We start from the raw sequence: 21945 nt of genomic DNA, 5'->3' as shown, positions 1-21945 counted from the left end.
ACCCGTAGAACCCTCGGTGAACAGAGGAGATCTCTAAGATCGGGGCGTGGTGGGCCGTAGGCGCGGATGGTTCCGGTCATCCGGGAACAACGAATGGATCGAGCAGGCGCGAGGGGCGCTGGCTTCGGCGTTCCTCGACATGGACCGACGGCAGAGCGCGGCCGAGGCGGCGGTGCACGCGTGCGAGCAGGTGTTCCCCGAGCGCCGGATGGCCGCGCGCTGGGAACCGGTGCGCGGTCGTTGCTACGCAGCGTCGGGAGCCTATCTGAGCCTGACCGAGCAGCTCGAGCAGGTCGAACGCGATGGCACGCCGATGCCACAGGGGCAGGCCAAGGCCGCCACCGTGACCAGGCAGCTGACCGAGGCGGCGCACGCGGTCGACGAGTTCTATCGCGGAAACCAGGCCCAGCTCGAGCAGGCGGTCGGGGTGCTCGCCACGGTGCCGCAGCTGGCGCAGCAGGTGAAGATCGGCGCCGCGGACGTGCGCAGGCGGGCGGCCGAGTCCGAGTTCGCGAACTATCCCTCGGTCCGCCAACGCGCCCAAGCGGTGGATGAGGCGCTGATCACACTCGAAGCCGCAGGTCCGGGTGCCCCGGCGAGCACCGTCCGGGAGGCGGCGAATCGGCTGGAGGCGACCACCAAGGCGTTGGCAGAAGCGTTGGCGCAGGCCCCATCTCGGGCCGCCGCCGCGAAAACCGCGATCTCCTCGGTGACCACCCGGCTGGCCGCGGCCCGGACCAGAGCCGAGGGGCTCGCGCCCGCCTATTCGGCCCTGCTGCGGGAATTCAATGCTGCGAGTTCCGCGGACTTAGCTGACAATGAGCGGGAAAGCCAGCGAGCCATCGAGGCCGCGGACGATGCCCTGGCCCGGGCGCGTGCGGCAGCGGCGGAGAACAACCCGGAGATTGCACTTGATCTGACCACATCCGCCCGCGGGTATCTCACGGAGGCCGAGCAGCAGGTCGATGCCGTCACCAAGCGGCTGACGCTGCTGCGGGAGGTCCGGTCCGACCCGCAAGAGAAGGCAAAGGCCGTACGATTTCGGCTGCGGGACGCGCAAATGCTCGCGGTGAGTCGCGAGTTGGTCCCGGAATGGGGTTCTGTGCTCGACGCACAAGCCGTACGGATCGATCGAATCAGCGAAAACCTGTCGGGGCGGCACCCCGACTACTGGGCCTATGTGACGGAGCTGGATACCGTCATGGATTTCATCGCCGGGGTGGTAGATCGAATGAGAAAACAAGCAGGACCACGACGAGAATGAGGATGGATCAACGATGACCGCAGGCATCGCCGTCCAGCGGGAAGTTTCCCTGCGGAAGCGAATGCCGCTGCGCCACTTTCGGCAGCTGCACGGTCCGGATGTGCGGAGTCTTTTCCACCGCGAGCCCGAGCCGTTCGGCGACGACCATACCGATCGCGAATTACTGGCGGTCGCGCTCGGCGCGACCCTCTACGCACCGGCGACCCGCCCGGATCTGGCACTCACCATCAGCAGACGCGCCGCCCGCGGCGTGTGCTCGATGGTGATCGATCTGGAGGACGCGGTCGCCGATCACGAGGTCGAACTGGCCAAGTCGCAGACGGTACGAACGCTGGATGCGCTGGCGCACAACGGGGATGCGAATCCGCTGCTGTTCGTCCGGGTGCGCGACGCGGAGACGATCACCGAGATCGTCGATCAGCTCGACGCGGGCGCCTCGGTGCTGACCGGGTTCGTCTTCCCGAAATTCGACAGCACGTCGGGGCCGCGCTATCTGGAGGCGTTGAGCGCGGCGATGCACCGGCTCGACCGGCCGATCTACGGCATGCCGGTGCTCGAGTCGGCGGGCCTCGTGCACCGCCAGACCCGGGACCAGGAGCTGAGCCGGATCGCGGAACTGCTTGCCGCGCATCGCGATCGGGTGCTCGCCGTGCGGATCGGCGCCACCGACATGTGCTCGACCTTCGGCATCCGGCGCGATCGCGACCTGACCATCTATGACGTGCGAGTGGTCGCCGACGTGATCGGCGACATCGTGAACTACCTCGGCCGCGCGGACGGAACCGGGTTCGTCATCACGGGCCCGGTCTGGGAATACTTCGCCGATCACGAGCGCATGTTCCGGCCGCTGCTGCGCACCGCGCCATTCGAGGAATCCGACGCGGTGCCGTTCCGGCAGTACCTGGTCAGCCGGGATCTGGACGGCCTGCTACGCGAGATCACGCTGGACCGGGCCAATGGCATCCAGGGCAAGACGGTGATCCATCCGTCCCACGTGGCGGCGGTGCACGCGCTGTCGGTGGTGACGCACGAGGAGTACTCCGACGCGCTGGACATCCTGCAGGTAGACGTCGGCGGGGTGGCGGCCTCGGGCTATCGGAACAAGATGAACGAGATGCGGCCGCACCGCAGCTGGGCCCGCCAGACCTTGCTGCGCGCCAGGGTGTTCGGCGTGGCCAACAAGGGAGTGTCGTTCGTGGATCTGCTGACCGCGATGGTGAAAGTATGAGCGGCGCGACGCTGGACGCGGTCGGAACCCCTTGGGCCACCAAGAATCTGGGCATTCGACTGGAGCACGCGGAATCGTTCGGGACCGCCCAGGTCGGGGTGCTGCCCGCGCAGCTGGATATCGCGTCGCTGATCCAGCCGGGCCTGCGGCGCAATCCGCGCCGCGCGCACCTGCTCGTGTCCACCGTGCTCGGCAAGCACCTGCCGACCGATCCCCGCGTGGTGCTCGAGGGCGGCAACCGCCTCGGCGATCTGGTGCGCGCCCTGCTCGGCAGCCGTGACGTGCTTGTGCTCGGATTCGCCGAAACCGCGACGGGACTCGGCCATTGCGTGGCGGCACGGATCGATGCCGTCGGCTATTTGCATTCGACCAGGCGTGATGTCGCCGAAGCAGACACGCTCACCGGTTTCGAAGAGGGGCATTCGCATGCCACCTCGCATCAGCTGCAGCCGGTGCCCGCCGATATCTTTCTCAACGACTTGCCATTGGTTCTGGTCGACGACGAAATATCCACGGGCGCTACGGCACTCGACGCGATACGAGCGCTGCACGCGTTTTCGCCGCGTTCGCACTATGTGCTCGCGTCATTGGTGGATATGCGCGGCGAGGCCGATCGCACCGCATTCGACAAAGCGGCGGCCGATCTCGGCGTCCGCATCGACACGGTATGCCTGGCGTCGGGGCAGACCGTGCTGCCGGAAGGGCTGGTGCAGGCGGTCGCCGAACTGCCCGAGTGCACGCTCAATCCGGTTGCCGCGCGGCGCGGCTCGTTCACCCGGATCGAATTGCCTTGGCCCGCTTCGGTGCCCGAAGGTGGCAGGCACGGCGTACTGCGCGCCGACCTCGCGCCGTTCGACGCGGCCGTCGCGACGGCCACCGACCTGCTGCGTGCGCGGTTCGCCGCGGATTTCCCGGCGCGGCCGATCATCGTGCTCGGGCACGAGGAGCTGATGTACCTGCCGCTGCGCCTTGCGGTCGGGCTCGCCGAGGCAGGCACGCCGGTGCGGTATCAGACCACCACGCGCTCGCCCGCCTACGTGCTGGACGAGCCCGGTTATCCGCTGCGCCGCGGGTTCCGATTCACCGCACCGGAATTCGACCGCGAAGCGCCGCGCTACCTGTACAACGCGCAGTGGGACGAGGACGCCGCCGATCCGGTGCTGCTGGTCGTCATCGACCCGCCCGCCGACAGTGACGAGCTGATCGCCGACGGCGGTCTGGTGGATGTGCTGACCGCCTCCGGCGCGGATGTGGTGGTGGCGGTGCTGCCCGGCGCCGATCCCCGGGCGCTCGATGCCGCGCGCGCCGAGCTGCGCACCGGCGTCCAGCCCGCTCCGGCGACCGCGGTGCGACCCGCGCTGCCGGAGCCGCTGTACGGCCCGGAATTCGGCTCGTACGCGGCCGACGAGGTGGGCTGGCTGCTGCAGGATCTGTCCGCGGCCGAGCTGGAAGCCGATGTCGAGGCGCGGGAACGGCGCATCCAGGCCGGTGTGGCGCACTACGCGGAATCGCTGCCGATCGAGTACCAGCCTGATGCCGCCTATCGCGCGCTGTTCGACGACGTGCTCGCCGAGAGCGCAGAGCGGCTGGCGCTCGCGGTCGCGACGGTCGCCGAACTCGTGGTGGCCGAACGCGGCGACGATATCGTCCTGGTCTCGCTCGCGCGGGCGGGAACGCCGATCGGCATCCTGATGCGGCGCTGGCTGCGGTCCGGCCGGGCCGCCGGACTGCCGCGCCTGGACGTGCCGCACTATGCCGTGTCCATCGTGCGCGGCCGCGGCATCGATGCCGTCGCGTTGGACTACCTTGCCGCACACCATGATCCGTCCTCCGTCGTGTTCGTGGACGGGTGGACCGGCAAGGGCGCGATCACGCGCGAGCTGACCGAGGCGCTCGCCGCCTACCACGCGGCGGGCGGCGCGCGATTCAACGACGAACTCGCCGTGCTCGCCGATCCGGGACACTGCGTGCGCACCTACGGCACCCGCGACGATTTCCTCATCGCCTCGGCCTGCCTCAATTCGACGGTGTCCGGACTGATCTCGCGCACGGTGCTGAACGACGAACTGATCGGGCCCGGCGAGTTCCACGGCGCCAAGTTCTATCGCGAGCTGGCGGGCGACGACGTCTCGAACCGGTTGCTGGACACCGTGTCCGGTGCGTTCGCCGCGATCCGGGACCGGGTGCCCGCCGCGGTCGCCGCCGTTCGTGCCGCGGCGCGCACGCCGACGTGGACCGGATGGGCGTCGGTCGAGCAGGTGCGGGCCGAATACGGCATCGCCAGTGTCAATTTCGTGAAACCAGGGGTGGGGGAGACCACCAGGGTGCTGTTGCGCAGGCTGCCGTGGCGGGTGCTGGTGCGCGAGGCCGACGCGCCCGAACACGCGCACATCCGGTTGCTCGCCGCGGCCCGCGGCGTGCCGGTGGAGGTCGTGCCCGGCCTGGCCTACTCGTGCATGGGCCTGATCAAGGACGTGCAGTCGTGACGGAACCGATCAGAGGATGGAACCGAGCAGATGACGGAGCCGGGTTGATGATAGAGCTGAGTGGATGATGGGGCAGAGCGGATGATGGGTCACGGTCGACTACGAAGACACACACTGGTCGCCACCGACCTGGACCGAACGATGATCTACTCGCGCAATGCCTTCAACGCCCATCCCGAGGTGCCGACGGTCTGCGTGGAACACCTCGAGGGTGCCCCGCTGTCGTTCATGACGACCGCCGCCGCGCTCCGGATGCAGACCCTCACCCAGCCCGCCGCGGTCGTGCCGACCACCACCCGCACCATCAAACAGTTCAATCGGATCCGATTGCCCGGTGCGCCATGGCGTTACGCCATCACCAGTAACGGCGGCAATATTCTCGTCGACGGCGTCCCCGATCTGCGCTGGCGCATCGATATCGACGCCAAGGTGCGCGCGGGCGGCGCCACACTGTCCGAGATCACCACCGAACTACGCGCCCGCATCGGCGACGGGTGGGTCACCAAGTTCCGCGTCGCCGACGATCTGTTCTGCTACCTGGTGGTGCGTCCGAAAGAAGTGCCAGCGGGATTCCTCGCCGAATGGGACGCATGGTGCCGTCCTCGTGGCTGGTCCGCCTCCCAGCAGGGCCGCAAGATCTACACGATGCCGCACGTGGTCTGCAAGAGCCACGCGGTCGCCGAGGTGCGCCGCAGGCTATTCGAGTCCGGCGAACTCGCCACCGAGGCAAGGACTTTCGCCGCAGGAGACGGAGCGCTGGACGCCGACATGCTGCGCGCCGCCGACTACGCCATCCGGCCGAGGCACGGTGAACTCGAACATCTCAACTGGACCCATCCGAACCTCACCGTCACCAGGGCCACCGGCATCCTCGCGGGCGAGGAGATCATCAACTGGTTCATCAAAGGATCGCCGCCGCAAGAGGATTGAGTCAGCGTGCGCCGGTGCGACGGCGTGGCGCGCGGTCCGCACGCGGCGTCGGGTTCGTCAGCGTGCTTTTGAAATCCGGGCAGTCAACCAGCACCTCGTGCGTGCAGGTGGTGGCGTGGCGCAGGGCCTCGCGCATGCGGATCAGTCGCGCGATCTCGTCCTCCAGCTCGTCGGCCTTCCGCGCCATACTCGCCCGGATGCCTGCGTCGCGGGGTGTGGCGCGGGTGAATCGGGCGATCTCGGCAATGCTGAATCCGGCCTCGCGCGCGCAGGTGATCATCTCCAGGCGGCTGAGCACCTCGGGGTGATAGGTCCGGCGTAATCCGTTGCGGCCCGCCGAAGCGATGAGGCCGCGCTGTTCGTAGAACCGCAGGGCCGAGGGGGCGAGTCCGGAGTGCGCGGCGACCTCGGCGATGTCGAGCAGGGTGGCGGCCATGGTTCTCCTTGACTTCAAGCGCGCTTCAAGTTGAACACTACTCGCCATGAAGATTCACCACCTCAATTGCGGGTCGCTGCGACAGATCGAGGCGACCTACGCGGGTCCGGCCCCGGCGGCCGCGGTCAATCACTGCCTGCTGGTCGAAACCGCTTCGGAAGGACTGGTTCTCGTCGAGACGGGGCTTGGCCTCGGCGATATCCGCGACCCGGCGGGCACGCTCGGCGCGGACTGGGTGACCATGGCGGCACCGGTGCTCGACGAGGACGAGACCGCGATCCGGCAGGTCTCCCGGCTCGGCTACGCGCCCGCCGACGTGCGCCACATCATCCTCACCCACCTCGACGTCGACCACTGCGGTGGCCTGCCCGACTTTCCGCACGCGAAGGTGCACGTGCTCGCCGCCGAACTGGCGGCGGTGCGGGACGAAGGCTCGAATTACCGCTACCGCGAAGCACATTGGGCCCACGGTCCGGACTGGGTCACCTATCACCCGGACGGGGAGGAGGACTGGTTCGGTTTCCAGGCGACACCGGTGGCCGGGCTGTCGGCGGACTTCAAGCTGATCCCGCTCGGAGGGCACACCGCGGGCCACACCGGAGTCGCGGTGCGCGACGACGACCGATGGCTGCTGCACTGCGGCGACGCCTACTACTACCACCGCGAGCTGACGCGGCCCCATCACCCGCACCCGATCATGGACGTCGTGCAGACCAGCTCGGAGGTGCATCACGACCTGCGCGTCGGCACCCAGGCGCGGCTGCGTGAACTCGTGCGCGAGCACGCCGACGAGGTCTCGGTGTTCAGCGCGCACGACCCGTGGGAGTTCAGCCGCTACAACTAGGCCCTGATAAGTCCGGTGCCTCCGCAGTCCGGCTCGCCGCGTTGTCGTCAACGAGACAACCCGGTATCGGCTCCTCGGCTGCCCTGCCGGGCGACGAGCTGAACCGTGGCGGCATCCGTCCGGACTTCGGCACGAGACCGAGGCCCGCGACCTGGCACGATCCAGGGGACGAAAGGACGCGTGTGCGGGTACTGGTGACGGGAGCGAACGGTTACCTGGGTGCCGCGGTGGTCGCGGCGTTGCGTGCCGGTGGGCACGAGGTGGTCGGGTTGGTGCGGCACGACCGCTCGCGTGTCCCCGCGGGCGTACCGGTGCGCTCCGCCGACCTGCGCGATCCCGCCGCGCTTGCCGTGGCGGTGCGGGACGTGGACGCGGTCTGTCATCTGGCCGGGTGCACCCGGGTTCGCGAATCGTTCGCCGATCCGCTGGGCTATTTCGAGGTCAACGTGGGCGGCACCGTCGCGCTGCTGCGGGCGCTGGCCGCGAGCGGGACGCGAAGGCTGGTCTTCGCCTCGACCGCCGCGATCTACGGGACGCCCGCCACGCAGCCGATGTCCGAGGACCTGCCGCAGCGCCCGCCGCATCCCTACGCGGTGAGCAAACACGCCGCCGAGGCGGTACTCGCCGCGCAGGCCGCCACCGGCGCCCTCGACGCGGTCGTCCTGCGCCTGTTCAACATCGCGGGCGGTGACGATCGCGACCCGACCCGGATCATCCCGCGCATCCTCGCCGCCGCGGCGGGGGAGAGCCGGGTGCTCACCGTCAACGGCGACGGCACCGCCGTGCGCGACTACCTCCATATCCGTGACGCCGCAGAGGCTTTCGCGGCAGCCATCGATCAGCCGGACCTACCGAACTGCCGCACGTACAACATCGGCAGCGGCACGGGCACCAGCGTGCGCGAGCTGATCGCCGCGGCACGCGAGGTCACCGGTCGCCCTATCCCCGTGAAACACCAACCGTCCCAACCCGAACCGCCTCGATTGGTCAGCGACAGCACCCGCGCGCACCGAGAACTGCACTGGACCCCCGTCCACTCGTCGATCTCCGCGATCCTGCGCGACGCATGGTCCACCCGCGCTCCCTGACACTGCTCGGCTTGTCCCATAAACCCATCCGGCGCCGCGGTTCAGCTCGCCACCTGGCCGCGTTGTCGTCCCGATACGACCCCGCAATCGGCTCTTCCTCCGCCTTGCCGGGCTAGGAGCTGACCGCAGCGACATCCGGCCGGGCCTATGAGACAGCCCTAGCAGGGTGCGGAACCCTCGAGCGGAGCGGGCAGTACCTCAGAGGCGGCGGTCGCGTAGCCAATCGAGGCCGTCGCGAAAGCTGGGGGAGCGGTCGAGGCGGGGCGGGTAGTCGCCGACTGGTCCACCCGGCTCGCCGCGGCGGCCGTCGGCTGGATCGCCGGGGTAGCGGTCCCGCGAAAGGGGACCGGAGCCGTGCTCACGAGGGTGCTCCCGCGGCGGGTAACCCGAGTACCGCGGCGCGGAGCCTGGATACGCGGTGGAGTCGCGGCGTCCGTCGCCCGCGCCCGGGTGCCCGGAGCCCCATCCTGCCTGCCGGTCGGCGGAGCCCGGGAGTCGGTCGGCCGAGCCCGGGTTCCGCGGCGCGGAGTCCGCAGATGTGGTGTCGCGGTGCGGGTCGGCGGAGCCCGGGTGGCCGAGGTTGCGCAGGAATCGATCGAGCGTCGACGAGATGTCCTGCGCGCCTTGGCGGTTCGTGGTCCCGCCGGCGCGTTTGGCCGGGGCGAACGGGATGCCGGTGGACAGTGCGCGCAGGCCGAGGGTGAGCATTTCGCCGAGCATGCCGACGCCGATCGAGAGGGTGATCGGCCTGGCCTCCGGGTGCAGCCCCATGACGCTGCCGAGTGCGCTGACACCGAAGCCCGCGACGGCTGAGACACCCCATACGGCGAGGGTTTTCACCGTGTACCGCTGGCAGAGGTAGCCGTCGCGCTCGAACAGGATCGTGGTGGTGCCGCGTACCGCGCCGAACGCGATGCCGACCACCGCCCCGAGCACCAGCCAGCCGATATCGGCGCCGCTGAGTCCCTGGACGTGGATGACGCTGTACACGCCGATGCCCACCAGGATCAGCGGCGTGACGAACGTATCGCGCGCGTCCACCGGCTCCCCGGCGAACCGTTTCACGATCAGCACGACCGCGCCGACGCACACGGCGATCAGCAATCCGACGCTCATGATGCCCTCCCGGCAAGAAGTCCTGCCGGAACGCTAACCGCGCGCCGAAGCGCGGCGAGTCCTCCGAACGGACGACCTCGGGGAGGATCTCGGCCTACTCCTGGGGCCGGTCAGTAGTGCTGCTGGCCGCCGAGCTGCTGCATGATGGTGGCCTGTAGTCGTTGCAGACCGGGCGGGGTGATACCGCTCTGGATCTGTCCCTCGATGGTGCGGACCAGCATCTCGTCGCTGAGCACCTTCTCGCTGGACTGGATGAGCACCGTGCCCGCGCCGGTGAAATCGAACTGCCGTTCCTCACCGGAGTTCACGCCGAACCGGGCCGCGCCGGCGGCGAGAAAGCTGCCGATCCAGCGCTCGTCGTAGTGATGGCTCGGCGACGGGCAGTCGGCCCAGCCGACCAGTGATTCCGGGTCGACCCGCAGCGGCGGTTCGGCGAACATGACCGGTCCGTTGGAGGAGGCGAGGAACTTGCCGGTGCCGATCAGCGTCAGGAACCCGGGCACGATGGACTGGTTCAGCGACAGCCCCGGCTCGAACGCGAGCAGGTTGGCGGCGCGGATGGTGAGGTTGCCGTTGTCCTCGAGATCATAGGAATTGATGTCGTAGCCGCGGTCGCCGATGATCAGCTTGCCGTGGCCCTGCGCGACGACGTAGTCGCCGGTGAACAGCGGCGCGGAGAATTGCTGCGCCACCATCTGCAACAGCCCGCCCTGCAGACCGTGGGTGAGCGTCTGGAAGCGCATGTCGCCGTAATAGGCGATCATCGCGCCCTTGCGCATGAACCATGGCTTGTTCAGGTCGATGCAGTACGCGTAGTTGTTGCCCGGAATGTTGTCGCTCTCCCCGAGATTCATCGGGTTCAAGATGTCAGCCATGGTCACAACTTCTCTTCGGAGGCCTGCACGTACACCACTCCCTGTCCGACACAATGCAATTGCATCGCCTCGCCCGCGCCGCGACCGACCGCGTCCCGCCAGCTGAGTGCGGTCTTCAGCTCGGTTTGCACATTGCCGTACGCGGCGACGAAGGCCTGCGGGTCGACCACGATCGGATTGGGCCCGCCCACTGGCAATTCCAGGAAGCCGCCGTGGCCGAGCAGCACCGCCGAGCCCTGACCGGAAAGCTGGGTGGTGAACATGCCCTGTCCGGTGAGCGCGCCGGAGGCGGCGCCGCGCAGCGCGCCCATCAGGCCGCCGCCACCGCCACCGCCGCCCGAACTCATCACCGAGACAATCGAACTCTGCAATCCGGCGGTGTTGGCGAGCAGGCGTGAGGCCTCGACCCGCAGGGTCGCGCCCGGCTGCAGGTGCACCACATGGACTTCCAGCCCGGCGTAACCGTAATGCACCTCGCCGGTGCCCTGGGCCAGCATGGTGCGCTCGTGTTCACCGGCCATCATGCGGCCTGCCATGCGCATCAGCCCGCCGCCGCCCATGCCCTGGCCGCCCGGAATCTGGTGCGGCGCAAAGGAAACGTCGCCGGTGTAGAAGAGCATCGCGCCGGTGCGGGCGACCACCCCGCCCGACATCCCGACGTTGATCTTGACGACCTTGCCGTTGACTTTCTCGAACATCTACTCGCCCTTACCGTTCCGCCGGCTGGATCAACACCACGCCATGGCCGTCCCAGCGCAGTGAGAACGTCTCACCCGCGCCCTGGCCGACCGCGGTACGCCACGAAATATCGGTGATGAACGACTGATTGAGGTTGCCGCGCGCCGCGACGAACGCGTCCGGGTCGACCACCAGCGGATACTGCGGCGACACCTCGAGGTGGATCAGCGGCCCGCCCGCCGAGAGCAGCGCGACCTGGCCCTGACCGGTCACCGTGGTGGTGAACAGGCCCGCGCCGGTCGACGCGCCCTGGAGTCCGGCGAAGCGCACGTCGGTGCGCAGGTTGCCGGCGAAGGCGAGCAGCTGCTGCGATTCCACCTGCAGGGTCTCGTTGTTCAGATTCACCACGGTGACATGCTGGCCGTTCACCGCGAAGAACACTCGGCCGTTGCCCGAGCACTCCATCAGCGACAGCTTCTCGCCGGTGGCCCGGCGCTTGAGTCCGGCGAGCACGCCGTCGCCGCCGCCGAAACCGGCCGACTTGAACTGGACGTTGCCCTCGTAGGCGATCATCGAGCCGGAAATCGCGCGGAGTGTGGTTCCGGCGAGATGCGCCTCGATCACCTTCTTGGATTGTTCGAAGAGTTGCGCCATAGAGGTGTCTGCCCTGCTGTTCTCGATCAGTGAATATGGGGTAATCGCGCCACATTCGGCCCGCGTTTCGTCACCTGGATAAGGCGCAGCGCGACGGATTCTATCCACAGCGCCGGTCCGGCCGGGGCGAATGCCGAGGGAACCGGCGGGGCCAGCACGGCGTTTACCGGAACCGCGGCCCGCGCGTTTCTCGTAGAGTGGCATTCGAACGCACCGACAAGCGAAGGGTCGAACTTGTCCGCAACACTCGCCAAGGGCCAAAACGGTCCGTTGGCCACCAACGACGTGGTGGTGTCCATCCAGCTCACGGCGCCGGCGGATCTGTCCGCGCTACTGGTCACCGAAACGGGCAAGGTCCGCTCCGACGCGGACTTCGTCTTCTTCAACCAGCCGAGCGGACCCGGGGTGAACCTGCAGCCCGCCCCGGCGGGCCAGCCCGCCTCGCTCGCGGTGTCGTTGAACTCGGTGCCGCCGGACATCGACCAGATCCGCGCCGTGATCACGCTCGACGACGCGACAAGCAACTTCGGCCGGTTCCCGGCGCCGACCGCGATCGTGTCGGACACGGCGGGTAATCGGTTGTACGAGTACCAGATCGAGGGGTTGAGCACCGAGTCGATCGTGATCGCGCTCGAGCTCTACCGCAGGCAGGGCAGCTGGAAGGTGCGTGCTGTCGGGCAGGGTTACGCGGGCGGTTTCGCCGCCCTGGTCACCGACCACGGCGTGACGGTCGACGACTCGCCGTCGCAGCCCGCGACCCAGGCCGCGCCGCCGCCCCCGCCACCGCCGCCCGCGTACCCGACGCAGCCGCCGCCCCCGGCCCAGCCGCCGAACTACCCGCCGCCGTACCCGACGCAACAGGATCCGCAGTTCGCGCAGGGTGGCTACCCGCCACAGGGGCCGGGTTACCCGCCGCCCGGACCGGGCTACCCGCCGCCGGGCCCCGGTTACCCGCCGCCGCCCGGACCGGGTGGCTACCCGCCGCCCGGCCAGCCGCAGGGATATCAGCAGCCGGGGCCGCCGGCCGCGCCGCCGCAGCAGCCGCCGGCCGAGGTCAGCCTCAGCAAGGATCGTCCGGTCAGCCTGACCAAGGGTCAGCGGGTGACCCTGCGCAAGGAGGGCGGCACCGCCCTGACCTTCGTCAAGATGGGTCTGGGCTGGGATCCGGTGAAGAGCCGCGGCATGTTCGGCAACCGCACCGTCGATGTCGACCTCGACGCGTCGGTGGTGATGTTCGCCGACATGAACCCGGTGGACGTCGCCTACTACGGGCAGCTGACCTCCAAGGACGGCTCGATCCGGCATCAGGGCGACAACCTCACCGGTGAGGGCGAGGGCGACGACGAGGTGATCCTGGTCGACCTCACCCGCATCCCGGCGCACGTGAGCACGCTGGTGTTCATCGTGACCTCCTACAAGGGCCACACCTTCGAGCAGATCCAGAACGCGTTCTGCCGCTTGGTCGACGGGTCCAACAACGCGGAGTTGGCCAGGTACACCCTCGCGGGCGGGATGCCGTTCACCGCGATGGCGATGGCCAAGGTCTTCCGGGTGGGCAACGACTGGAAGCTGCAGGCGCTCGGCGAGGGCTTCGCGGCCAAGCATCCGGGCGAGGCGGTGCCGCAGCTCGGCCGGTTCCTGCAGAACGGTTGAGCAGGGCAGCGCGGACGGCAGGGCAGACAACGTGATTCAACTCAAGGCCGGTCAGAATGTGCCCCTGACCGGCGATATCGTCCGGTTCGGCGCGCAAGCCGAAGCGGCACTGGATGTTTCGGCGCTGGTGGTGGCGGAGAACCTGAAGGTGTTCTCCTCGGACGATTTCGTCTTCTACAACCAGCCCGCCACCGCGGGGGTGCGGCTGGCCGGCGCCGAGGTGAGCATCGCCCTCGCCGAGGTCCGCGCGGACGCCAAGGCGGTGTTGCTGGTGGTCAGCGCCGACCCCGCGGTGCCTGCCGCGGCGGGCGGGCTCGGCACGGTGACCGCGACACTGTCCGAGAACGGTGCGGTGGCAGCGGAATTCGTGGTGACCCCGGTCGCCGGTGAGGCGGCGCTGATCTGCCTCGAGGTGTACCGGCGCGGGGCCGAATGGCGGTTGCGTGCGGTCGGTCAGGGCTATGCGGGTGGGCTCGCGGTGCTGCTGACCGCGCACGGGGTCGACGTCGAGGACCAGCCCGCCGACCCGGCCGCCGCGACCGGTTCGGCCGCGCAGACCGGTGCTGTGCCGCAGCCGACCGCGACGGCGCACACCGGCCCCGGCGCGCACACCATGGCCGGGCCGATGGCGAGTGAGGTCCGCTCGGTCACCGCCGCCCCGGTGGAGGTCGGGCACGGCCTGGAACGGCTGTGGATGATTTTCGAGGACGCCGCGCGTTCGGCCGCGGCGCTGGTCTCCGCGCGGGACTACGCGGCCAAGCGGCTCGATCACGAATTGTCGGCTGCCGTCTCGGATCCCGCGACCAGGAACACCCCGGCCGCCGACGCGGCCCGGCGCGCCGCTCAGCAACGCAGCGACGAGTTGATCGCCACCGCCGAGCGCAACCATCAGCGCGACAGCGAACAGCTCCTGCGCGAACTCGCGAACGCCGACCTGATGTTGCCGCCCGCGCTGGCGTCCTGGGACTCGCCCGCGTGGGACAAGCCGGTGGCGCCCAGCGACGGCATCCGGCTCGGGGAGCTCTATGCGCAGGAGCGTGGTGCGCTGCGGGTGCCGTATTGCGTTCCGGTGCCGTTGAATCGGCCGCTGTGGATCGACACCGAGTCGTCCCATGCGGTCGCTCCGGTGGTCGGCGCGCTGCTCGCGCGCTTGCTCACCGCGGCGCCCGGTCGGCGCACTGTGGTCGACATCATCGATCTGACCGGCGCTTTCACCAGTTTCACCACGCCGCTCGCGCCGGTGCTCAACGGTGCGCCGATCACCGACCACGCCGAGATCTCCCCGCGGCTACAGGAATTGGTGCAGGCCGCCGAGCTGGCCGAGCTCGCCTTCACCAGCGGCATGGGCAGCCCGCCGAGCGAACATCGCATCCTGATCGCGGCCGATTTCCCGCACGGCTACCAGAGTTCGGACGCGCAACGGATTGGCTCGCTGGTCATGCGCGGCGATCTGATCGGGTTGTCCACGGTGATCGTGGGCAGCGATGAATCCGACTCCGCCGACACCACGGTCGCGATGCTCTCGCAGTCGTGCAGGCATCTGCCGACCGTGGACGGGACGCCGCTGTTCGATCCGTGGACCGGCAGCCCGTGGCAGCTCGACCTCGATCTGCTCACCCAGGATCCGGAGCGGCTGGCGCGCTACCTGCGCACCCACTGAGCCGACGCGTCCACCTGCGGATGCCATTCGCGGGTGGGCGCCACCCGGGGGCGCAGCACCTCGGGCAGCCAGGGCAGCAGCGGGTCGGGCGCGCGGTCGACGATGCCACCGATCGGATCGTCGACGTAGTCGCGGCGCACCAGGTCCTCGCCGGGGCGATAGATTTGACGAACGATCAAGGCGCACAGGGCGATCACCGCGAGGTCGCGCACCACGACGGTGCCGGTGAACCACTGCTCGGGCAGGCCCTTCTTGTCCAGGCCGAGGTAATAGAACATGCGCGGCGCCCAGACCAGCGCGTCGATCGTCATCCAGGCCAGCAGGATGCGGCGGTGCGGCAGCGCGAGCACGGCCAGCGGCACCAGCCACAGCGAATACTGCGGGCTCCACACCTTGTTCGTCAGCAGGAACGCGGCGACGACGAGGAAGCAGAGCTGGGCGAGTCGGGGGCGTTGCGGTGCGGTGAGCGCGATATAGCCGATCGCCACGCAGGCCGCGATGAACGCCAGCAGTGAGACCGCGTTGAGGATGACCGGGGGTTCGGCGTGGGTGAGTTCCCCGTCGAAGCCGACCCAGCCGGTGAACGAGGTGATCACGTTGTAGATCGAGTCCGGGTCGGCGTGCCGAGTGGTGTTGAGCCGGAAGAACTCTCGCCAGCCGGTGGGGTAGAGCGCGGCGATCGGCAGGTTCACCACGACCCAGGTGCCCAGCGCGGCCGACACGGTGACCGCCGCGGCGCCCAGCGGGCGTGAGCCGAGTACGTGCACGCGGTAGGGAATCTCGCGTATCCAGTCCAGCGCGGCGGCGGGGCTGTCGATATCACGCAGGCGCACGCCGTTCTGGGTGCTCGGCGTGCGCTGCATCGGGTCGGTGCGCAGGCACAGCAGCACGATCGGGCCGAGCAGCAGCAGCGGATACAGCTTGGCGGCGCCGCCGAGCCCGAGCAGCAGGCCGGCCAGCGCGGGGCGGCGGCGGGCCCAGGCCAGCAGGCCGGTCGCGGCCAAAGCCGTTGCTAGCGCGTCGAAATTGGTGAAGATGTGCACGATCACCAGCGGTGAACAGGCGACCAGCGCCGCGTCCCACACCCGGCGCCCGGCCAGCTGCGCGCTCGCCCACACCGTGACCAGCCAGGCCAGCGCGAGACCGAACGCGACAACGTTGAAATAGATCACCACCTGCAGCGCGCCCGGCAGCGGCAGCGCGTCCCAGGCTTTGGCGATGCGCATCGAAACGTACTGGTAGAGACCGGACAACACCGGATACTCCATGTACCGGGTCTCCCGGCTGCCATCGGGCGTCTGCTCGATCCAGTACTTCTTGTACGGGAACGCGCCCTCGTTCAGCCGCTCGGCCCCGTACAGCGGCACGGTGTCCGAGTAACACATCGCGACGTATTGGCGGCCGTTGTTCCAGTCGAGCGTGAGCGCGCCGGTGTCGGTGCCGGTCTGCTGGATGCAGCCCGCCTTGCCGAACCAGCCGAAGGCCAGGAACACCACCGTGAAGGCCAACAGCACCCGCATCGGCGTCCAGAATCGGGCCCGGCCGATCAGCGCGTGCTCGCCGACCGGACCACCGATCACCGTGGACAGCTGCGCGGTCAGCGAGTCGTTGCGACTGGGCCGGTCGCGCGCGTCGGCCGAGCGCAGATCCGGCGCGAGCGGACCGGGAGCGACGTAATACGCCGTGCCGGAGGGCACCTCACTCGCGTGCGGTCCACTCCCGTTCGCCCGCTGATCCACCAGCTGCTGATCAGTCACGGCACCCGAGGCTACCGGGCGATCACCATCCGGTGTGTCGCGCACCTGTTCCCCCCTGGTCACTCGACCAGACCTACCTGCTGCGCGCGGTCGGCGGCGTCGCGTTCGAATCGCCCTGCCCGTTGGTGCCCGGCCGCGGCGCGCCCGTCGCGGTCGGCGACGAGCCGTCCGCGGGGGCCACCGGCTGGCCGGGGAGCGGACCGGCGTCCGGCTTCTCCGGTTGTTCGTTGCGCGGTTGCGGTTGCTGCTGCTGTTGCGGCCGTGGCTGGCCGCCGGGCAGCGGGATCGGGCCGAACGGGGTGTCGATCGTCGGCGGAATGTAGATCGGCGGCAGGATCGACGGCGCCTCGGTGGTCGAGGGCGGGGTGTAGGGGGCCGACCACTCCGGCACGCCGGCCTGCCCCTTGATCGGGGCGGGCTTGGGGAAGGTCTCGTTCCGCGTGCCCTGCAGGGCACCGTCCATGGTCGCCTTCCAGATATCGGAGGGCAGACCGGAACCGTAGATCATGCCGCCGCCGTAGTTGCGCAGCGGCGAATCGTCCACGCTGCCGACCCAGACCGCGGTGGACAGCGACGGGGTATAGCCGACCATCCAGGCGTCCTTGTTCTCCCCGGTGTCACCGAGCTGGGCGGTACCGGTCTTGCTGGCCGACTCGCGGCCACCGGCCAGGTTGTGGTTACGCGACCAGGCCGCGATCGGCTTCATCGCGGCGGTGACGTTGTCGGCCACCGCGGCCGAGACGCGCGGCTCGCCCGCGACCTCACCGCGATCGAGCAGCACCTGCCCGTCGGCGGTGACGACCTTCTGCACGAAATGCGGCTTGTGATAGGTGCCCGAGGCGGCCAAAGTGGCGTAGGCCGAAGCCATGTCGAGCGCGCGCACCTGGTACTGGCCGAGCACGATGCCGTTGTTCGGGCCGGAGCCGTCCGGTTCGGTCAGCGTCTTCGGCACGCCGGGAATGGATTCCGGGATGCCGAGCTTGTGCGCCATGTCCGCGATCTTCCTCGGACCGTTGCCCATGTCGATCTGCATCCGGTAGAAGCTGGTGTTCAGCGAGCGCTTCAACGCCTCGGCGATGGTGCACATGCCGCACTGCTCGCCTTCCACGTTGGTGATCTTGATGCCGTTCACCGTCAGCGGCGAGCTGTCGTACAGCTGCGAAAGCGGCACGCCCTGCTCGAGATTCGCCGCGAGACCGAACACCTTGAACGAGGAGCCCGGCTGCAGGCCCGCGTTGGCGAAGTCCCAGCCCTGGCCGTTCTCGCCGCCGTAGTAAGCGCGCACCGCGCCGGTCTTCGGATCCACCGAGACGACCGCCGTGCGCAGCTGTTCGGGCTCGCCCTGCATCTTCTGCTGCGCCGCGTCGACGGCGGCCTTCTGCGTCTTCGGGTCGATCGTGGTGGTGATCGACAGGCCCGCGGTGTTGAGCTGCTGCTCGCTGATCCCTTCCGCGGTCAGCTCTTTGAGCACCTGCAACTTGATCAGACCCTCGGGTCCGTCGTCCATGGTCTTGTCCCTGGTCGTCGAGACCGGGACCACCTGCGGGTACTGCATCGCCTGCCGGTCGGCGGCGGAGAGGTTGCCGCCGGAGACCATGCCGTCGAGCACATAGTTCCAGCGGGTCTTGGCGCCCTCCGGGTTCTTCTCCGGGTCCAGGCCGGACGGCTGCTGGATGGTGGCGGCCAGCACCGCGCCCTCGGCGGGCGTCAGCTCCTGCACCGGCTTGCCGAAGTAGGCCTTGGCCGCGGCATCGATGCCGTACGCGCCGCGACCGAAGTAGATGGTGTTGAGGTAGGCGGCGAGGATTTCGTCCTTGCTCCACTGGCGCGCCATCTTGGCCGAGATGACCAGCTCGCGCATCTTGCGGGTGAGCGAGCGTTCGTCACCGACCAGCGCGTTCTTCACGTACTGCTGGGTGATCGTGGAACCACCACCGGCGCTTTCCCTGCCGAGGATGTTGTCCCTGGCCGCGCGGGCGAAACCGGAGATCGAGAAGCCCGGGTTGGAGTAGAAGTCGCGGTCCTCGGCGGCCATCACCGCGTACCGCACGTGCGGCGGGATCTTGTCGATCGTCACGTCGGTCCTGTTGCCCTCCGGCGGAACGACTTTGCTGATCACCGACTCACCGTCGGCGGCGAGGATGGTCGCCACCTGATTGGTTTTGAGATCCTGCGGCTGGGGTACCGAAACAGTCGTGTACGCGATGAGGAAGACGCCGCTGGGGATCAGGATCATCATCGCGATCAACACATAGATGACGCGACGCACGATGCGCCACGGCGACTTCTTCTTCTGCCCAGGACGCTTGCCCGAGCCACCGCCGGAGCCGTCACCGGACCCGCCGTTGCGGCGCGGCGGCGGACCCGAGGGCGGGCCGCCCGCGGTCTTGCGGCGTTCGCCGGTGCCGTTGGCCGGATCGCCGACCCGGCGCGCGCGTTCGGCCGGGCGCGGACCGGTGGGCGGTGCGCCGCGCCGATTCTGTTCGGCCACCGCGTTGTTGGGCGTGCTGGGTCGTTCGATCCGCTGCGTCGCCTGCGGGCCGTTCGGCGCACCGGGCGCGGGGCGCCCCTGCGGCGGGCGCTGCTGGGGCGGCGGCGGTGGGCCGGGGCGGCGCTGTGGCTGCGGGCCACGCAGCTCGCCCGGGTACGGGGCCGGACGCTGCGGCGGCGGGCCCGGTCGCGGTCCGGGCGGCGGCCCGGGGCGTGGGTTCTGATAGGGGTTGGGACCTGGATGTGAACTCCGTGGAGCACGGCCGCCGTTCGGGTCATCGCCGTAGGGGGAAGTCTCGTAGGGCGAATTCACTGACAAGATCTCCATAACTCGTGACGTTGCTGGTGGCTCGGTGCGGTCGGGTGGACCGCGGCGGACCCGCTTCGGTTCCGCGAGTCACCCGACGGGCAGATGACCAGGCACTTCATTCGGCTGCGGTGCGCCGGTTGGCTCGGGTACCGGTGCGGCGGCGCGGCGGCGCCGGTGTGGTACCGAGCACATAGGACTGCACCAGATGATTCCAGCTGCAGGATCGGCATACCTCGACGACGTGGACCGAGAACTCTTCGCGAGTCTCAGCCAGGCGCGTCAGCTCCTCGGGGGTGCGAGCCGAACCCGCCATCGGTCCCAGGCCGTCGCCGTAGACCCAAGATACAAGCGTGAGTTGTTCTTTCCGGCAGATCGGGCATGTGACCTCGCTCCCCCGGCCATGGAACTTCGCCGCACGCAGGAGATAGGGATTCGCATCACATACCTCGGCGACATCGACACGGCCCGCGTACACGTCGGCCAGCAGCGATCGCCGCCGGAGGGCGTAGTCGACCACTTGCCGCTGGATTCGCACGAGAACCAGAGTAGCGGTGTTGCCGAGGGGGTGCCCCGGCTCAGGGGTATGAGAAAGCCGCTCCGGCACCGTCGGTGCGCGTCGCGGCCCGCCGAATTCGACGGCCGTCGATCCCGCTGTATCGCGTGGGGGTATGCACGGTTATATCGCTCCGATATAGTTTGGAGTCGCATCCATCAGTTAGGTCTGTACATAGTCAGGGAGGTGAAGCCCGGTGCTCGAGCTGGCAATCCTCGGGCTGCTCCTCGAATCGCCCATGCACGGCTACGAGCTGCGCAAGCGGCTGACCGGCCTGCTCGGCGCGTTTCGGGCCTTCTCCTACGGGTCGCTCTACCCGACGCTGCGCCGCATGCAGTCCGACGGGTTGATCGCGGAGGAGATCCCGGCGGGCGTGGTCGCACGTCGTGCGCGCCGGGTCTACCAACTGACGCCTGCGGGCCGGGAACGGTTCAGCGAACTGCTGGCCGATACCGGACCGCAGAACTACACAGACGACGGCTTCGGCGTGCACCTCGCCTTCTTCAGCCGCACCCCCGCCGAAGCGCGGATGCGGATCCTGGAGGGCAGGCGGCGCCAGGTCGAAGAGCGCCGAGAAGGGCTGCGGGAGGCGATCAAGCGGGCCAGTGGGTCGCTCGATCGCTACACCAGGCAGCTCCATCAGCTCGGACTCGAATCAAGCGAGCGCGAAGTGCGCTGGCTCAACGAGTTGATTGCGGCGGAGCAATCGACGAAGGCGGCACCACAGAAAGAGGGAAATATCGGCCATGAGTGAAGCACAGAAGGCTGACAACGCCACCGAAGTTCGCGTCGCCATCGTGGGTGTGGGCAACTGCGCCTCCTCGCTGGTCCAGGGTGTGCAGTACTACAGGGACGCGGACGAGACCGCGACCGTGCCCGGCCTCATGCACGTCAAGTTCGGCAAGTACCACGTCCGCGACGTGAAGTTCGTCGCCGCGTTCGACGTAGACGCCAAGAAGGTCGGCTTCGACCTCGCCGAGGCGATCTTCGCCAGCGAGAACAACACGATCAAGATCTCCGACGTGCCGCCGAGCGACGTTGTCGTGCAGCGCGGTCCGACCCTGGACGGCATCGGCAAGTACTACGCGCAGACCATCGAGCTGTCCGAGGCCGAGCCGGTCGACGTGGTCAAGGTGCTGAAGGACAACAAGGTCGACGTCCTGGTGTCCTACCTGCCAGTCGGCTCGGAAGAGGCCGACAAGTTCTACGCGCAGTGCGCCATCGATGCCGGTGTCGCGTTCGTCAACGCGCTGCCGGTGTTCATCGCCTCCGATCCGGAGTGGGCCGAGAAGTTCACCAAGGCCGGTGTGCCCATCGTCGGTGACGACATCAAGAGCCAGGTCGGCGCGACCATCACCCACCGCGTCATGGCCAAGCTGTTCGAGGACCGCGGCGTGCAGCTCGACCGCACCATGCAGCTCAACGTCGGCGGCAACATGGACTTCAAGAACATGCTCGAGCGGGAGCGCCTGGAGTCGAAGAAGATCTCCAAGACCCAGGCCGTCACGAGCAACCTGAAGAAGGAGCTCGGCGCCAACGACGTGCACATCGGTCCGTCCGACCACGTCGGCTGGCTCGACGATCGCAAGTGGGCCTACGTCCGGCTCGAGGGCCGCGCCTTCGGTGATGTGCCGCTGAACCTGGAGTACAAGCTCGAGGTGTGGGACTCGCCGAACTCGGCGGGCATCATCATCGACGCGGTGCGCGCCGCGAAGATCGCCAAGGACCGCGGCATCGGCGGACCGGTCATCCCGGCCTCGGCCTACCTGATGAAGTCCCCGCCGCAGCAGCTGGCCGACGACATCGCCCGTGCCCAGCTGGAAGCCTTCATCATCGAGGGCTGAGTTAGTTGGCCGCGCGGGCGCGGCGGGTTCGCGGCCCCTGGTGTCTCGCATCCGAGCGGCCGAGACTTGCGCCTGCGGC

General features: G+C 68.7%; 18 protein-coding genes. 10 read left to right on the top strand and 8 right to left on the bottom strand.

All coding sequences use genetic code 11. The features are described 5' to 3' along the window. Positions 1 to 46 precede the first annotated feature (46 nt). The 4 genes from F5X71_RS35710 to F5X71_RS35695 all read left to right on the top strand — a co-directional run bounded on the left by F5X71_RS35710 (position 47) and on the right by F5X71_RS35695 (position 5908). Complete coding sequence (locus F5X71_RS35710) at positions 47 to 1264, top strand: hypothetical protein (protein ID WP_238815631.1); 1218 nt, start codon at positions 47 to 49, stop codon at positions 1262 to 1264. A gap of 13 nt (positions 1265 to 1277) precedes the next feature. Then, positions 1278 to 2492, top strand: a complete 1215-nt coding sequence (locus F5X71_RS35705) for an HpcH/HpaI aldolase/citrate lyase family protein (RefSeq protein WP_174817203.1) — start codon at positions 1278 to 1280, stop codon at positions 2490 to 2492. Next, complete coding sequence (locus F5X71_RS35700; protein ID WP_167465947.1) at positions 2489 to 4978, top strand: phosphoribosyltransferase; 2490 nt, start codon at positions 2489 to 2491, stop codon at positions 4976 to 4978. Before F5X71_RS35705 ends, F5X71_RS35700 begins: the two co-directional genes overlap by 4 nt. Positions 4979 to 5059: 81 nt before the next feature. Next, positions 5060 to 5908, top strand: coding sequence for an HAD family hydrolase (locus tag F5X71_RS35695; protein ID WP_167466987.1), 849 nt, complete (start codon positions 5060 to 5062; stop codon positions 5906 to 5908). 1 nt (position 5909) lies between these two features. Here the strand turns inward: F5X71_RS35695 and F5X71_RS35690 are convergent, their stop codons facing one another. Next, a complete protein-coding gene (locus tag F5X71_RS35690) occupies positions 5910 to 6344 on the bottom strand; it encodes a MerR family transcriptional regulator (RefSeq protein ID WP_167465946.1) in 435 nt (144 codons plus the stop codon). Between the two features lie 46 nt (positions 6345 to 6390). Between F5X71_RS35690 and F5X71_RS35685 the strand changes: the two genes are divergently transcribed. Continuing rightward, entirely contained in the window at positions 6391 to 7188 is a 798-nt protein-coding gene (locus tag F5X71_RS35685; RefSeq protein WP_167465945.1) for an MBL fold metallo-hydrolase, read from the top strand. A 182-nt stretch (positions 7189 to 7370) separates the two neighbouring features. Further along, complete coding sequence (locus tag F5X71_RS35680) at positions 7371 to 8276, top strand: NAD-dependent epimerase/dehydratase family protein (protein WP_167465944.1); 906 nt, start codon at positions 7371 to 7373, stop codon at positions 8274 to 8276. Between the two features lie 198 nt (positions 8277 to 8474). On the opposite strand, the gene F5X71_RS36750 is transcribed toward F5X71_RS35680, so the two are convergent. The 4 genes from F5X71_RS36750 to F5X71_RS35660 form a co-directional block, all read right to left on the bottom strand. Beyond that, complete coding sequence (locus tag F5X71_RS36750) at positions 8475 to 9392, bottom strand: hypothetical protein (protein WP_203218243.1); 918 nt, start codon at positions 9390 to 9392, stop codon at positions 8475 to 8477. A gap of 110 nt (positions 9393 to 9502) precedes the next feature. Beyond that, the gene (locus tag F5X71_RS35670; RefSeq protein WP_167465943.1) at positions 9503 to 10267 is read right to left on the bottom strand and encodes an AIM24 family protein; all 765 of its coding nucleotides are present in this window, start codon (positions 10265 to 10267) and stop codon (positions 9503 to 9505) included. Between the two features lie 2 nt (positions 10268 to 10269). Beyond that, on the bottom strand, positions 10270 to 10965 hold the full coding sequence (locus F5X71_RS35665; protein WP_167465942.1) for an AIM24 family protein: 696 nt from the start codon (positions 10963 to 10965) through the stop codon (positions 10270 to 10272). 10 nt (positions 10966 to 10975) lie between these two features. Then, positions 10976 to 11599 carry an AIM24 family protein gene (locus tag F5X71_RS35660; RefSeq protein WP_167465941.1) on the bottom strand — a complete coding sequence of 208 codons (624 nt, stop codon included), beginning with the start codon at positions 11597 to 11599 and terminating at the stop codon, positions 10976 to 10978. 234 nt (positions 11600 to 11833) lie between these two features. On the opposite strand from F5X71_RS35660, the gene F5X71_RS35655 reads away from it, so the two are divergent. Both F5X71_RS35655 and F5X71_RS35650 read left to right on the top strand, forming a co-directional pair. Then, positions 11834 to 13252: a TerD family protein gene (locus F5X71_RS35655; protein WP_167465940.1), complete on the top strand. Its 1419-nt coding sequence runs from the start codon at positions 11834 to 11836 to the stop codon at positions 13250 to 13252. A gap of 31 nt (positions 13253 to 13283) precedes the next feature. Then, on the top strand, positions 13284 to 14912 hold the full coding sequence (locus tag F5X71_RS35650) for a TerD family protein (RefSeq protein ID WP_167465939.1): 1629 nt from the start codon (positions 13284 to 13286) through the stop codon (positions 14910 to 14912). On the opposite strand, the gene F5X71_RS35645 is transcribed toward F5X71_RS35650, so the two are convergent. From F5X71_RS35645 to F5X71_RS35635, 3 genes are all read right to left on the bottom strand, one after another. Further along, positions 14894 to 16609, bottom strand: a complete 1716-nt coding sequence (locus F5X71_RS35645) for a glycosyltransferase family 87 protein (RefSeq protein WP_167466986.1) — start codon at positions 16607 to 16609, stop codon at positions 14894 to 14896. The genes F5X71_RS35650 and F5X71_RS35645 overlap by 19 nt on opposite strands. A 133-nt stretch (positions 16610 to 16742) precedes the next feature. After that, the gene (locus F5X71_RS35640) at positions 16743 to 19487 is read right to left on the bottom strand and encodes a transglycosylase domain-containing protein (RefSeq protein WP_238815630.1); all 2745 of its coding nucleotides are present in this window, start codon (positions 19485 to 19487) and stop codon (positions 16743 to 16745) included. A gap of 97 nt (positions 19488 to 19584) precedes the next feature. Continuing rightward, the gene (locus F5X71_RS35635; protein WP_167466984.1) at positions 19585 to 20004 is read right to left on the bottom strand and encodes a DUF5318 domain-containing protein; all 420 of its coding nucleotides are present in this window, start codon (positions 20002 to 20004) and stop codon (positions 19585 to 19587) included. 214 nt (positions 20005 to 20218) lie between these two features. On the opposite strand from F5X71_RS35635, the gene F5X71_RS35630 reads away from it, so the two are divergent. Together F5X71_RS35630 and F5X71_RS35625 are read left to right on the top strand one after the other, a co-directional pair. Then, positions 20219 to 20776 carry a PadR family transcriptional regulator gene (locus tag F5X71_RS35630; protein ID WP_014989047.1) on the top strand — a complete coding sequence of 186 codons (558 nt, stop codon included), beginning with the start codon at positions 20219 to 20221 and terminating at the stop codon, positions 20774 to 20776. Beyond that, a complete protein-coding gene (locus F5X71_RS35625; RefSeq protein ID WP_167465938.1) occupies positions 20769 to 21866 on the top strand; it encodes an inositol-3-phosphate synthase in 1098 nt (365 codons plus the stop codon). Before F5X71_RS35630 ends, F5X71_RS35625 begins: the two co-directional genes overlap by 8 nt. Positions 21867 to 21945 lie beyond the last annotated feature (79 nt).

It is taken from the genome of Nocardia brasiliensis, from assembly GCF_011801125.1.
GTDB lineage: Bacteria > Actinomycetota > Actinomycetes > Mycobacteriales > Mycobacteriaceae > Nocardia > Nocardia brasiliensis_C.
This window is presented reverse-complemented; position numbering and strand designations above follow the sequence as displayed.

Bases quoted from the DNA above. Each gene is read 5' to 3' on its own strand.
- F5X71_RS35705 (WP_174817203.1), top strand. From the start codon at position 1,278: ATGACCGCAGGCATCGCCGTCCAGCGGGAAGTTTCCCTGCGGAAGCGA.
- F5X71_RS35700 (WP_167465947.1), top strand. From the start codon at position 2,489: ATGAGCGGCGCGACGCTGGACGCGGTCGGAACCCCTTGGGCCACCAAG.
- F5X71_RS35695 (WP_167466987.1), top strand. From the start codon at position 5,060: ATGATGGGTCACGGTCGACTACGAAGACACACACTGGTCGCCACCGAC.
- F5X71_RS35690 (WP_167465946.1), bottom strand. From the start codon at position 6,344: ATGGCCGCCACCCTGCTCGACATCGCCGAGGTCGCCGCGCACTCCGGA.
- F5X71_RS35685 (WP_167465945.1), top strand. From the start codon at position 6,391: ATGAAGATTCACCACCTCAATTGCGGGTCGCTGCGACAGATCGAGGCG.
- F5X71_RS36750 (WP_203218243.1), bottom strand. From the start codon at position 9,392: ATGAGCGTCGGATTGCTGATCGCCGTGTGCGTCGGCGCGGTCGTGCTG.
- F5X71_RS35670 (WP_167465943.1), bottom strand. From the start codon at position 10,267: ATGGCTGACATCTTGAACCCGATGAATCTCGGGGAGAGCGACAACATT.
- F5X71_RS35665 (WP_167465942.1), bottom strand. From the start codon at position 10,965: ATGTTCGAGAAAGTCAACGGCAAGGTCGTCAAGATCAACGTCGGGATG.
- F5X71_RS35660 (WP_167465941.1), bottom strand. From the start codon at position 11,599: ATGGCGCAACTCTTCGAACAATCCAAGAAGGTGATCGAGGCGCATCTC.
- F5X71_RS35640 (WP_238815630.1), bottom strand. From the start codon at position 19,487: ATGGAGATCTTGTCAGTGAATTCGCCCTACGAGACTTCCCCCTACGGC.
- F5X71_RS35625 (WP_167465938.1), top strand. From the start codon at position 20,769: ATGAGTGAAGCACAGAAGGCTGACAACGCCACCGAAGTTCGCGTCGCC.